Here is a 13,199-nt window from a genome sequence, read left to right as displayed (position 1 = left end):
TTGCCTGAACTGTCCGTTGAGGATCGGTCTACGCCGCCTGTTCCCACTTGCGCGGCAGATGCGCGGCGCGGGCAAGTTGCGGAGCGACCCGGAGTTCGTGGCCGAGAATTGCCGCCGCCCGCCACGGCCAGCGCGGGTCGGCAAGGATGGCACGCGCCAGCGCCACCATGTCCGCGCGCCCGCTGGCCACGATCTGGTTCGCCTGAAGCGGCTCGTCGATCATGCCGACGGCACGAACCGGTATGCCGGCGCCCTTTCGCACGGCCTCGGCCAGATGCACCTGGTAGCCTGGCCCCGACGGTATCTTCTGAAGGGGCGAGTTACCGCCGCTGGAGCAGCAGATATAGGCAAGCCCGGCCGCATTGTAGGCTTTTGCAACCTCAACGCCCTCCTCCACAGTCAGCCCGCCGTCGACCCAGTCGGTAACGGAGATGCGCGCTCCGATCATCAGGCCGGGCGCGGCCTCCATCACGGCCTTCGCCACGGCCAGCGGGAAACGCAAACGGTTTTCCAGCGATCCGCCATAGGCATCCTCGCGATGGTTGGAGAGCGGCGAGATGAACTGATGCAGCAAATAGCCGTGGGCGGAATGCAGCTCGATAAAGTCGAAGCCGGCGCGCACGGTGCGTCTGGCGGCGGCTGCGAAGTGCTCGACCAGCGCCTCGATCTCGGCCTCCGTAAGTGCATGCGGCGTATGCCAGCCGGTGTCGAAAGGAACCGCCGAGGCCGAAACCGTCGGCCACGGATCCTGATCGGGTCTCAGCGGGCCTCCGCCTTCCCAGGGCCGCTGGCACGAGGCCTTGCGGCCCGCATGGGCCAGTTGCACACCGAATTTGGTGCCGTGGGCGGCTACCCGTGTGGCTGCGTCGAGCGCCTTCTTTGCGGCAGCTTCGTTGTGGTCGGAATAAAGCCCCATGCAGCCATGGCTGATGCGGCCGCGCCGCTCGACATCGGTCATCTCGATGGTGATCATGCCCGCGCCCGACATGGCGTAGGTCATCCACTGTTGCAAATGCCAGTCGCTTGCCGACCCGTCATCGGCCGAATATTGGCACATCGGCGCGATGGCCATACGGTTCGGGATATCAAGCCCGCCAAGCGTGATGGGGGAGAACAAATCTGTCATGTGAGGACTCCGGGAGGGTTCCGGCTTTATGTAACCAGAAGTGACCATGGCGCAATGGGTAACTGACAACTGCCGACAACGCGCCAGGCGTATCTGCGATCAGATGAGTTTGGGAGCGCCAAGTCTTGGCTTGGCGCCGGGTCGCGTCATGGACGCGTTCGCAACGTCTTATCCAGGCCTTGGCGGAACCGCGCCCGCGCCGCCGGGGAAGCGACGAGGCTTGCCGCAGGGATACCGGGCGTGCGTGATCCGGTGATGCGCTCCAGCGTCGTGCGCAACGTCGTCTCGTCATTGTCGAAATCGCCGTGGTGCACGGCACGCGACAGGTCGCCAGGGCTGCGGATCCAGCGTCTCGTCTTGCCGGTAAAGATTGGCTTGAGGAGGTTCTCTACGTCGCGCGCCAGGCCGAGAAGCGGTGTCCCGTCCGGCCGGAATATCGGAATGCGTGCCTGCGCCTCGAAGGCGCCGCTCACCAGATAGAGCAACGACTTGTGATAGATGTTCGCGCAATCGTCATTGCGTTCGGTCGCATCGTCGAGCGTGTAGAGATCGAAGGCGTCGATGCCCTTGTCCAGCTTGAGCAGGGGCAAGAAGCTTTTTTCGAAGAGATCCACCGTGCAGGCGGGCGCCCACAGCGAAAGGCTGGTTATGCGCACTCCGCTTTCCACCAGGAACTTCGCCAAGGGTGCCATCAGGATCGAGCCGGCGCTGTGTCCGGCCAGATGCAGTTCGTCGACCTCGCCGGCCTTCACCGCCTCGATCAGATGCTCCGCCGTCATGCGGGCGCCACCCTTGGCCGAGGACGCGGCCAGCGTGGCATTCTCCTTCATCTCGTCCCACAGCGTCTTGCCGCCCAGCGTGCGCGCGATCGGTTCGATCGTGTCGTCGAGCCGGTCGAGCATGAAATCCTTGGCGGCGTCGAGGATACCCTCCGGCTTGCGTCGCAGCAGCGCTTCGGTCAGCACGTTCTTCAAGGTGGTCCATGCGTCGGAACGCCAGATGAATGCGATGGGGTAGACCTCGGAAGCCAGGCAGAACTGCCGGTTGTTGGCGACGAACTGCAGCGCGGAATCCTCGCTCACCAGTCCACCGTGAGCGTAAAGCAGAACCCGCTTCTTGGCCCAAGGTGCCACCGTGCGCCGCACCAGCGCGGTCGCGAACAGGATACCGGCCTCGGTGATGGCCGAATGCATGCCGACGAGGTCACGATGGTTGACGCGGAAATAGGCGCCGAGTGGCCGGCCCAGCGCATCGGCGGCACGCAAATCGTCGAGTTCGATGTTGCGTCCCTCGCTTCGGCTCCAAAGCTTTTCACCGCAGACGCCGTGCTTGTGCCATCCTTTCATCGCGCCGCGCGCGCTTGATCCCTCATAGTCCTCGCCGGGCCATTCGTCGTAACGCTTGGCCATTGCGTAAAGCATTTGCGCGCTGACCTTGTCCGAAGACAGACCGGTGCGTCCGGTGCGCAGCAGAAAATTGACCACCGTGGCCAGGCCGTAGCCCGTGCAGGCGCCCTCGCGGCCCTGGTCGAGTACGGGAATCTTGCGGGCCCGGTAACGGTTTACGTCGGTTTCCGCGGCGACTTCCACCAGCGTTGGCACATACATCTGGTCGCGAAAATCGACAGTATCTGGAAGCGCGTCGAATACCCGATTGTCCGCGGACCGTGCCATTGTCGCCTCTCTCGCTTAAGTATACTCCATCATCCCAAATCGAATTGTATCATAAAATATTGGAAATTCCAGAGAAGGTCCGAACTTGCTTTACTGGTCGCCAAATCGTCTTAAGTATAAATCCAAGGCACCTGGATTGCGCAAGTTCACCGGCAGCTCGCCCTTGAGCACTCGCAGCGCCTCCTCGGCCGCGCCGATGCCCATGCGCATCATGCTGTCTTCGGTTATCCCCGCCAGATGCGGCGTGGCGATCACGTTGTCCAAGGAAAGATAAGGGTGGTCCGGCGACAGCGGTTGCTTCGAAAAAACGTCGAGTGCCGCGCCGCCGATGCGGTTTTCGCGCAGCGCGTCGATCAGTGCAGTATCGTCGATCACCGGCCCGCGCGAAACGTTGACCAGGATGGCGTCCGGCCGCATCGAGAAAATCCTTTGCCGGCTCATAAGTCCTATAGTGTCCGGCGTCAGCGGGCAGGCGAGCACGATAACATCGCTTTCCGCAACGAGGACATCGAGCGGTATCGCGCGCGCATAGGGGGGGAAGCCGGCGCCGCTGCGGCTGGCGCCCAGCACCCTCAGGCCGAAACCGTGATGGCCGATCGCCGCCACCTCGCGGCCGATGGCGCCCATGCCTACGATACCGATGGTGCGGCCCGCAAGTTCGCGCGCGGTGTTTGCATGCTCGCGTCCGGTGAACCAACCGTCTTTCCTTAGGTCGCGGTCAATAGCGCGGAATTGCCTCAGCAGCGCCAGCGCCGCGAGGATTGCATGTTCGGCGACGGAGCGCGCGTTGGCGCCCGGCAAATTGGCGACCAATACGCCGGCCCTCGTCGCCTCCTCCACCGGAATCATGTCCAGTCCGGCCCCATGTCGGATCGCGGCACGAATCGAATGTTTGCCGGCAAATATGTCCGCAGGCAGCACGGCGCGCACGATGACCACGTCGACGTCGCGCGATTCCCGCATCAGCGTTGGACCGTCTAGCGCCGAGGCGATGCGGAGATCGCCGGCTTCAGCGAGCATGTCCGTCGCGTGAGGATGGAGTGGATGCGTGGAGTAAATGATCGGCATCGCGCTATGCCAAGTTTAGAGTACGATGCACTCGAATGCGAATGGGCATCACGCCTTTTCCAGCACCCGAGCCATCTCCTCGCCTGAAAGCAGCCCTTTCCAATAGCTCTCCGCACCTTGCAGGTGCGCGCTCATCAGGGCCTGCGCCAGGTTGCCGTCGCGGCGCACCAGCGCGTCGAATATCTGCAGATGTTCGGCATGCGAGCGTTGGCCGCGCGCCGGGTCGTTGAAATAGATCGGCAGGCGGCGCTCGCCCATCACGTAATAGATGCTGCAGATCTTGTGGAACACGCTGTTTTGCGTCGCCCGGACGATCTCGAGATGAAAGTCGCGGTCCTCGCGCGCCAGTCCCTGGCCGGCTGCCAGCCGTGCCTCGGAAGCTGCCAAGATCTCGCGCAGCCTTTCGAAATTTTCCTCGGTGGCGCGCGAACAGGCGAGTTCTGCCGCCTTGATTTCATGGATTTTCCTGAGTTCCACCGTCTCGTAGATCTGGATGGGATCGAGCGGAACGCCAGCCTTGGCGAACAACGCCATGGCTTCGACGCTCGCCTGGTGCGTTGTCAGATAGATGCCAGATTTCGCGCGGCGCTCGACGATCCGCATGGCTTCGAGGATCGCCAGCGTCTCGCGAATCTGGCCGCGGCTCACGGAAAAATGCTCGGCAAGCTCACGCTCCGAGGGGGTGCGGCCCGTCTCGCTGTTGGAGCAGGCGTAGAGATACGCCGCAAGCTCGGCGAGGAGATCCTTTTCCTTCATGTCAGCCGCCTATGGCGTGAGCCTCCAGGTACTTTTCCGACACGGTGAAACCGAGGCCGGGTTTTTCAGGGATGATGATCATCCCGTCCTTCGCCTCGACGGTCTCCTCGACGAGGTCGTGGATCATCGGGTTGGCGCCCAGCGAATATTCGATGGTGAAGCTCGCCGGCGACGCCGCGCATAGGTGCAGGCCGGAGAAAAAGCAAGGCGCGCCGGCCCACAGATGTGGCGCGAAGCGCAGGTTGAAGGCGCTGGCGATGGTGCCGATCTTCATCGCTTCCGATATGCCGCCGCAGAAGGCCGGGTCAGGCTGAAAGATATCGGCGGCCTTCATCACCGCGAGGTCGCGGAAATCGTAGCGCGTCGCCTCGCTCTCGCCGGCGGCGACCGGCACCGGACCGGAGGCGCGCACCTCGGCCATGCCGGCTTTGTCGTCGCCGATCACCGGTTCCTCGAACCAGGCGAGATCGCAGTCGGCGACCAGGGCGGCAAACCGCTTCGCCTCGGCGACCGTATAGGTGCCGTGGGCGTCCACGCTGATGTTCACGCCGTCGCCCAGCGTCTTTCGGGCGGCGCGGACGCGCGCCGCCGAGATGTGCGGCGCGCCGTCCATCGCCCCCACCCTCATCTTGACCGCCCTGAACCCCCCGGTGTCGATGTAGGATTTCAATTGGTCGCCGATCGTCTCCACCGGCGCCCAGCCACCCGACGCGTAGGCCGGCAAACGGTCCGCTTTGCGGCCGCCCAGCAACTGCCACACAGGCTGGCCGAGATGTTTTCCGAGAATGTCCCACAGCGCGATGTCTATCGCGCTGATCGCGGCGATCGACATGCCGCGCCGCGCGATCTGCGGCATGGCGTGCCCGTGCCTCACGGCGGATTCGGAGCGTACGCCGTTGTAGAGCATCTCCCAGATCGGCCCGATGTCGCCGGCGTTGCGCCCGGCGATCGTCGGCCCGATCTCGTGGTTGATCATGTGGACGAGCGCGCCGTAGGAGCCGGCACTGCCTGCGGCATTTTTGCCTTCGCCCCAGCCAACCAGTCCGTCATCGGTCTCGATGCGCACGATCGCCGCGTCAAAAGTGCGAATCTGCCCGAAATCGCTCCGGTGCTGGCGCGCGGTCTCGATGGGAATGCGGACCCACCAGGCCTGAGTTGTCTTGATACGCATCAACTGCCTGTCATTCCTAGAAAAAGAGACCGCGCCAGCCACCGCCCCCCGGTGGCGGCCGGCGCGGCAAGACGCCGAGTTACTTGATCAGCGGCAGGATCGTCTCCGCGGTGATCCGCATCTGGTCGGCGTAGAATTTTTCCGTCAGCAGGCTCGATCCATGGTCCTGGATGAACTTGAGCTGCTCGGGTGAAATATCGACTGGGTTTTTCTCGACCATGTCGGCGTAGCGGTTGGCAGGCGTGCGGTCGACCGGCGCGACGAACTCGTTTGTTACCGCGCCGTCGTAGCCGATCTCCTTCAGCGTGCCGATGATCTTCTTCCAGTCGAGATGGCCGAGGCCGGCGGCGAAGCGGTCGTTGTCGGCGACATGGAAGTCGAACAGGCGCTTTCCGGCCAGCCGGATCGCCTCGTACATGTCGGATTCCTCGATGTTCAGATGAAAGGCGTCGAGGCAGACGCCGCATTCGGGGCTCACCGCGTCGGCCAGAGCCAGCGCCTGCGAGGCGCGGTTGAACAGGTATGTCTCGAAACGGTTCAGCGGCTCGATTGCCACCCGGACGCCCGCCTTTTGGGCGTGCGCGAAACATTCCTTGGTGGCATCGACCACCCACTTCCATTCTTCCTCCGGCGAGGCGTCGGGCACGACCTTGCCGACGGTGACCGGAACCAACGTGATGATCTCGCCTTCCAATTCGCTGACCATGGTCAGCACGTCCTTGACGTACTGCACCGAGCGGGCCCGCTGGCCTTCGTTCTTGGCGGCAAGATTGCGCTCGCCGAGCGTCAGGGTGACGGCGCCCCAGCAACGTATGCCGTGTTCCTTGAGCAGGCGGCGGGTGTCCTTGATATCGTATTGCGTGGGTTCGCCGGAAATCTCGATCGACTCGTAGCCATATTGCTTGATCCGCCGCAGCGTCGTCTCAAGCGGCTCGGCGCGCATCCAGTTGTGCGTCGAAAGGTGCATCGTTTCCGTCTCCCAATTTCGCCTTGCAAATGCTCCGCCTCGTGCGGAACCGGTTTCCTCCCGCAAGGCAATCCAGCGTTTTCGGAAAACTGGTTCTACCAATTGGGCATGAAAGGTTTTCTAGCCCATTTGCACCCCTGCCGCAAGAAGTTGCGTGGGTCTTTGCCGTGCAGCTCATAAATGACTGATAATACGTCTAAAACTTCCAGAAGTCCGGGATTGCTGGGTTTATCGAGGCCGTTCGTCACGTCTTGACCTGCCGGCGGGATTTGGTATGACCAGTGGAAACAGAGGTTCCAGTCGCGGGTTTTCGGCATTGCCTTGCGGCTCGGCCGGAATTGCCTAGGATGCGGCCGAAATTCGGGAGGAGATGTATGGCAAAGACAATGAAGGGGCCGGCGATATTCCTGGCCCAGTTCGCGGGCGAGGCGGCCCCGTTCAACTCGTTGCCCTCGATCGCCAAATGGGCGGCCGGGCTGGGCTACAAGGGCGTGCAGATCCCGACCTGGGACGCGCGGCTGTTCGACCTGAAGAAGGCGGCTTCCTCGAAGACCTATTGCGACGAGGTCAAGGGCATCTGCGCCGACGCCGGCGTTGAGATCACCGAACTTTCCACCCATCTGCAGGGCCAACTCGTCGCCGTGCATCCGGCCTATGACACGCAGTTCGACGGCTTCGCGCCGCCCGCGGTCCACAACAATCCGAAGGCGCGGCAGGCCTGGGCGGTCGAGCAGATGGAGTTCGGTGCGAAAGCCTCGCAGAACCTCGGCCTGAAGGCCTCGGTCTCCTTCTCCGGCGCACTCGCTTTCCCCTACCTCTATCCGTGGCCGCAGCGCCCGTCAGGCCTGATCGAGGAGGCCTTCGCCGAACTCGGCAGGCGGTGGAAGCCGATCCTCGACAAATACGAAGACGCCGGCGTCGATGTCGGCTACGAGATCCATCCCGGCGAGGACGTGTTCGACGGCGCCACCTTCGAGATGTTCCTCGATGCCGTAGGTGGCCATAAGCGCTGCAACATCAACTACGACCCGTCGCACTTCCTGCTGCAGCAGCTCGACTATTTGGCCTTCATCGACATCTACCACGAACGCATCAAAGCGTTTCACGTCAAGGACGCCGAGTTCAATCCGGACGGCCGCCAGGGCGTCTATTCCGGCTACCAGGGCTGGGTGAACCGGGCCGGCCGCTTCCGCTCGCTCGGCGACGGCCAGGTCGATTTCTCCGGAATCTTCTCAAAACTAACCGCCTATGACTACGATTCCTGGGCCGTGCTGGAGTGGGAATGCTGCCTGAAGCATCCGGAGGACGGCGCCGCCGAGGGCGCGCCCTTCATCCAGAACCACCTCATCCGCGTCACCGAGCGCGCCTTCGACGATTTCGCCGAGGGCAATTCCGACAAGGCCGCGCTGAGGAAGATGATGGGTATAGAAAGCGAGTAGCGAATAGGGAGTAGCGAATAGCGGACGCCAACGTCGTCCGACAGGTCGCGCATCAAACCCCTACTCGCTATTCGCTATTTCGCTATTCGCTCATCCGGGGAGGAAAAAAATGGTATCCGGCAGGAAGGTCGAATCGGGCAGCGGCCCCATCCGCTACGGCATGGTCGGCGGCGGGCAGGGCGCCTTCATCGGCGCGGTGCACCGCATCGCGGCGCGCATCGACGGCGAGTTCGAACTGGTCGCCGGCGCGCTCTCCTCCGACCCGGCGCGTGCCAAGGCGTCGGCCGCCGATCTCGGCCTCGACCCGGGACGCAGCTACGGCAGCTTCGCCGAGATGGCCAAGGCCGAGGCGAAACGCCCCGACGGCATCGAGGCGGTCGCCATCGTCACGCCCAACCATATGCATTGGCCGGCGGCGAAAGCCTTTCTCGATGCCGGGATCCACGTCATCTGCGACAAGCCGCTGACCTCCAACCTCGCCGACGCGAAAAAACTGGCGGCGCTGGTGGAAAAGAGCGGCAAACTGTTCGTGCTCACCCACAACTATACCGGCTATCCGATGGTTCGGCAGGCGCGCGAGATGGTGGCGTCCGGCAAGTTGGGCGACATCCGCCTGGTGCAGGCCGAGTACCCGCAGGACTGGCTGACCGAAAAAGCCGAGGACAGCGGCTCAAAACAGGCCGCCTGGCGCGTCGACCCGAAACAGTCCGGCGTCGGCGGCTCGACCGGCGACATCGGCACCCACGCCTACAACCTCGCCCGTTTCGTTTCAGGGCTGGAACTCGACAGCCTCGCCGCCGACCTCGATTCCTTCGTGCCCGGCCGGCTGCTCGATGACAACGCGCATATCATGCTGCGCTTCAAGGCCAAGGGCAGCGAACATCCGGCCAAGGGCATGATCTGGGCAAGCCAGGTCGCGCCCGGCCATGAGAACGGCCTGAAGCTGCGCGTCTACGGCACCAAGGGCGGGCTGGAATGGGTGCAGGCCGACCCGAACTACCTCTGGTACTCGCCCTTCGGTCAGCCGAAACAACTGATCACGCGCGGCGGCGCCGGTTCCGGTCCTGCGTCGGCGCGCGTCACCCGCGTGCCGCCCGGCCATCCGGAAGGCTATCTCGAAGGCTTCGCCAATATTTATGCCGAGGCGGCGCGCGCCATCCGCGCGGCCCGGGAGGGCGGCGGCAAGCTGGCCAAGGACGTCATCTTCCCGACGGCGCAGGACGGCGTCGAGGGCGTCGCCTTCGTCGAGGCCTGCGTGAAATCATCCAAGAAGAACGGCGCCTGGACGAAACTCTAGACGCCGTTAGCCGCGTTCGGTGTCGTCAGAGCGCGTCGTATAGCGCCGCAGCGTTGTCGAAACCGTAGCGCAGCGGCACTGCGCCTTCGGTTGTCCAGACATCCACCGCCTCGCCGGCAAGCAGCCGGCAGGCACCTTCGGTGTCGGTCACCGCGCCGCCATAGAGCCGGTTCGCCAGATTGAGGATCGCGGTCTGGTGCATCGCCTGCGTGCCGCTGCCGCAGGCATCCTTGACCAGCAGCACCCGGAAGCCGAGATCGACCGCCTGCCGTACCGTGGCGTCGACGCAAGCCTCCGTCCACACACCTGCCACCACCAGCCATTCGACTCCCTTCGCCTTTAGTTGGCTGGCCAGCGCTCCGCCGAAGGCGCTGGCCTCGGCCTTGATCGCCAGCGCCTCGCCGTCCTCAGGCGCCACCTCCGGGCAGATCGCGGTCAGCGGGTCGTCCTTGTCGCTGAAGGCCGACCGGCCGTCCTCCAGCACCGGATGGAACGGCCGTTTGACCGACGTGTCGACGATATAGGCGCAGTGCTGCAGCATGACGCCGTTCCGGCGCGCCGCCTGTTGCAAGCGCTGGACATTGGCCAGCACGCGGTCAAAACCGTCGACGAGATAGCGTGGGTCGCGCCGGTGCTCCTCCTGCATGTCGATCGACAGCAGCGCGGTCCTGTCACGCGCGATCCGCAACGGACTTTTCATGCATCGCCCCCTGGCTTCGCGCCGAAAGCGCGCGGAAGCTGTCGTAGAATCCCCCCAAGCGCCGACGCATCGCGCATCCGACCTCGCCTGTGACGGCAGCGACGCCTCTTTTCCGGGCAGGCTCCGATTGTCATCCTTCGTGCTGGCCGTCTCCGAAAGCATCCAGGGAGTTCAATCGAACCCGGATTTTCGAACTGCTTGCACTGGACTGAGCGCACCGCGCGGATCGACCGGAATTGCTTCTGGCCAATGGTCTGTACTCGGCGGTTTTCCGGCCATTTCTGCTCACGAATAATTTCAAGAATATACGAGACGTTACCCTTCGCCTTGGAATCGCCCAGAACGTGCCGTTTTCGCCGCCTTATTTGTCTCGCTAGTCGCGCCCGTTAACGTTTACGGAGCGATCCCCCCAGATGAAATTCAGTAACGGACGAACCGCGGCAATAGTCTTTGCCGCGGGCGCGATGCTTGCGTCCTCGAACATCGCTTATGCTCAGTGCGGCCGGGCGTCATGGTATGCCCTCGGTTCCCGAACCGCCTCGGGCGAACGCATGAACCCCTCTGCACTTACCGCCGCCCACCGCACCTTGCCCTTCGGCACGAAAGTGCGCGTCACAAACAGCCGCACCGGAAAAAGCGTCATCGTTCGCATCAACGACCGTGGCCCGTTCATCCGCGGCCGCATCATCGATCTCTCCCGCGCCGCCGCCCAGCGCATCGGCATGGTCAGTTCCGGTCACGCGCCGGTCTGCATGGCTCGTGCCTGAAAAAGTCTGCCCGGCGAGGCATTCCAGCCTGCCGGGTTCGGCGCGTTGTGTCCCGCTTTTTGCCGCGCCTCCGCCGCTTTGCCTTTTCATGGAAACCGATTATGAGACGGGCATGGTCTGGATGCCGACAGACCGGTAGCCAGCGGAGCCAGCCATGACCGAAATCCTCCAGACGCCGAAGATCATCACGGTTTTCGGAGGGTCGGGTTTCGTCGGAAGGCATGTGGTGCGGGCGCTGGCCAAGCGCGGCTATCAGGTGCGTGTCGCCTGCCGCCGCCCCGATCTCGCCGGCCATCTCCAGCCGCTCGGCAATGTCGGCCAGATCCAGGCCGTGCAGGCCAATGTCAGGGTGCGTTGGTCGGTCGACCGGGCGGTGCAGGACGCCGCCCACGTCGTCAACCTCGTCGGCATCCTGCATGAGACGGGCCGCCAGACCTTCAACGCCGTCCAGGATTTTGGCGCCCGCGCCGTCGCCGAAGCCGCGCGCTCGGTCGGCGCCGGGCTAACCCATGGCTCGGCGATCGGCGCCGATCCCAATTCCCAATCCGTCTATGCGCAGACCAAGGCCAAGGGCGAAGCGGCGGTGCTGCAGACCGTGCCCGGCGCGGTCATCTACCGTCCTTCCATTGTCTTCGGCCCGGAGGACGGTTTCTTCAACCGCTTCGCCAATATGGCGCGGTTTTCGCCTGCCCTGCCGCTGATCGGCGGCGGCGAGACAAAATTCCAGCCGGTTTTCGTCGGCGACGTGGCCGAGGCCATCGCGCGTTCTGTCGACGGCAAGGTCGAGGGCGGGAAAATCTACGAACTGGGCGGACCGCAAGTCCTGTCCTTCCGCCAGTGCATGGAAGAAATGCTTGCAATCATCGACCGCAAGCGCCTGCTGGTGCCGCTGCCCTGGAGCGTCGCCTATATGCAGGCCTCGATCCTCGGCCTGCTGCCGAACCCGCTGCTCACCTCCGACCAGGTGACGCTGCTGAAGAGCCACAACGTCGTCTCCGGTGAGGCCGAACAGGCCGGCCGCACCTTTGCCGGGCTCGGCCTGCACCCGCAGTCGATCGCCTCCGTCCTGCCGTCTTACCTTTGGCGCTACCGCCCCGCCGGCCAGTTTACGCGCCGCACGGAGGCGTGACGCCGACGAGGTGCTCCACCTGGGTTGCGGGAAGTTCGCGGCCGCGCCGGCGCTAGCGCGGGGGGAAAGTTTTACCCCACAACCCGAAAACCGTTCGCGCGTGGTCGATGCTCGAAGGGGAAACGCAGGGGACAGGTTGCTTTCTTTCAGCAGAAAGGCCGCAGCAGTCCAGACGTCGCGCGGGCCGAAAAAGTAAACTGTCCCCGGCACTTGCCCCGGTCCGGCCGCGCACCTCCCGGACCGTTTCCGGGTGCCGCACAGCTCACCCCACCGTATAAAGCGCGATCAGCCCGACGACGCCGACGATCAGCCGCCACCAGGCGAACAGCGCAAAACCATGGCGCGAGACATAGCCGAGCAGGCTGCGCACGACGATCACCGCCGAAACAAAGGCTGCGACGAAACCGACCGCGATGATGCCCCAGTCGCCCGACGACAGCGCGTCATGGTTCTTCAAAAGGTCCAGCGCGAAAGCCCCGGCCATGGTCGGCATGGCGAGGAAGAAGGAAAACTCCGCTGCCGAGCGCTTGTCGGTGCCCATCAGCAGCGCGCCGACGATGGTCGCGCCGGAGCGCGACGTGCCGGGGATCATGGCAAGGCACTGGAAGAAACCGATGCCGAGACAAAGCGGCAGCGGGAAATCCATCACGTCGTGGTAGCGCGGCTTGAGCTGCATCCTGTCCACCGCGAGCAATACCAGTCCACCGAGGATCAGCATGATACAGATCAGCTTCGGCGTCTCGAACAGCACGGTCTTGATGAAGTCATGCGCCAACGCGCCGATGATCGCGGCCGGCAGGAAGGCAAGCAGGATGCCGGCGACGAAGCGCCTGGTGCGCGGGTCGCGGGGCAGGTCGGTCACGATCTTCAGCAGCCGCGCTGAATAGACGGACAGGATGGCGAGGATGGCGCCGAGCTGGATCAGCACCTCGAACGCCTTGCCGGTCGATTCGAAGCCGAGGAAATGCCCTGCCAGCAAAATATGGCCGGTGGAAGATACCGGAATGAACTCCGTCAGCCCCTCGAGCAGGCCGAGCAGCAGGGCTTCGACGATCGTCTGGTGTTCCATGGGAAGCTCGCGAGCAAGGGCGTTGAGACAGTCTTTG

The 13,199-nt window shown here is 63.8% G+C and carries 12 protein-coding genes; 4 read left to right on the top strand and 8 right to left on the bottom strand.

All coding sequences use genetic code 11. From position 1 onward, the window contains the following. Positions 1–28: 28 nt before the first annotated feature. The 6 genes from ABMA59_RS07735 to ABMA59_RS07710 all read right to left on the bottom strand — a co-directional run bounded on the left by ABMA59_RS07735 (position 29) and on the right by ABMA59_RS07710 (position 6,761). Positions 29–1,126, bottom strand: a complete 1,098-nt coding sequence (locus tag ABMA59_RS07735; RefSeq protein WP_349004757.1) for an NADH:flavin oxidoreductase/NADH oxidase — start codon at positions 1,124–1,126, stop codon at positions 29–31. Between the two features lie 146 nt (positions 1,127–1,272). Further along, positions 1,273–2,799: a peptidase C1 gene (locus ABMA59_RS07730; RefSeq protein ID WP_349004756.1), complete on the bottom strand. Its 1,527-nt coding sequence runs from the start codon at positions 2,797–2,799 to the stop codon at positions 1,273–1,275. 90 nt (positions 2,800–2,889) lie between these two features. After that, a complete protein-coding gene (locus tag ABMA59_RS07725) occupies positions 2,890–3,867 on the bottom strand; it encodes an NAD(P)-dependent oxidoreductase (RefSeq protein ID WP_349004755.1) in 978 nt (325 codons plus the stop codon). Positions 3,868–3,915: 48 nt separating this feature from the next. After that, the gene (locus tag ABMA59_RS07720; RefSeq protein WP_349004754.1) at positions 3,916–4,623 is read right to left on the bottom strand and encodes a FadR/GntR family transcriptional regulator; all 708 of its coding nucleotides are present in this window, start codon (positions 4,621–4,623) and stop codon (positions 3,916–3,918) included. Between the two features lies 1 nt (position 4,624). Beyond that, positions 4,625–5,794, bottom strand: a complete 1,170-nt coding sequence (locus ABMA59_RS07715) for a mandelate racemase/muconate lactonizing enzyme family protein (RefSeq protein ID WP_349004753.1) — start codon at positions 5,792–5,794, stop codon at positions 4,625–4,627. Positions 5,795–5,873: 79 nt separating this feature from the next. Further along, a complete protein-coding gene (locus ABMA59_RS07710) occupies positions 5,874–6,761 on the bottom strand; it encodes a sugar phosphate isomerase/epimerase family protein (protein WP_349004752.1) in 888 nt (295 codons plus the stop codon). Between the two features lie 374 nt (positions 6,762–7,135). Between ABMA59_RS07710 and ABMA59_RS07705 the strand changes: the two genes are divergently transcribed. Next, complete coding sequence (locus tag ABMA59_RS07705) at positions 7,136–8,200, top strand: sugar phosphate isomerase/epimerase family protein (protein WP_349004751.1); 1,065 nt, start codon at positions 7,136–7,138, stop codon at positions 8,198–8,200. 109 nt (positions 8,201–8,309) lie between these two features. Beyond that, positions 8,310–9,497: a Gfo/Idh/MocA family protein gene (locus tag ABMA59_RS07700; RefSeq protein WP_349004750.1), complete on the top strand. Its 1,188-nt coding sequence runs from the start codon at positions 8,310–8,312 to the stop codon at positions 9,495–9,497. Between the two features lie 25 nt (positions 9,498–9,522). Here the strand turns inward: ABMA59_RS07700 and ABMA59_RS07695 are convergent, their stop codons facing one another. After that, complete coding sequence (locus tag ABMA59_RS07695) at positions 9,523–10,197, bottom strand: isochorismatase family protein (protein ID WP_349004749.1); 675 nt, start codon at positions 10,195–10,197, stop codon at positions 9,523–9,525. A 413-nt stretch (positions 10,198–10,610) separates the two neighbouring features. Between ABMA59_RS07695 and ABMA59_RS07690 the strand changes: the two genes are divergently transcribed. Next, entirely contained in the window at positions 10,611–10,964 is a 354-nt protein-coding gene (locus tag ABMA59_RS07690) for a septal ring lytic transglycosylase RlpA family protein (protein WP_349004748.1), read from the top strand. A 154-nt stretch (positions 10,965–11,118) separates the two neighbouring features. After that, positions 11,119–12,093 carry a complex I NDUFA9 subunit family protein gene (locus ABMA59_RS07685; RefSeq protein WP_349004747.1) on the top strand — a complete coding sequence of 325 codons (975 nt, stop codon included), beginning with the start codon at positions 11,119–11,121 and terminating at the stop codon, positions 12,091–12,093. Positions 12,094–12,355: 262 nt separating this feature from the next. Here the strand turns inward: ABMA59_RS07685 and ABMA59_RS07680 are convergent, their stop codons facing one another. Beyond that, positions 12,356–13,162: an undecaprenyl-diphosphate phosphatase gene (locus ABMA59_RS07680; RefSeq protein WP_349004746.1), complete on the bottom strand. Its 807-nt coding sequence runs from the start codon at positions 13,160–13,162 to the stop codon at positions 12,356–12,358. Between the last annotated feature and the right edge of the window lie 37 nt (positions 13,163–13,199).

The organism is Mesorhizobium yinganensis (assembly GCF_040081985.1).
Lineage (GTDB): Bacteria > Pseudomonadota > Alphaproteobacteria > Rhizobiales > Rhizobiaceae > Kumtagia > Kumtagia yinganensis.
This window is presented reverse-complemented; position numbering and strand designations above follow the sequence as displayed.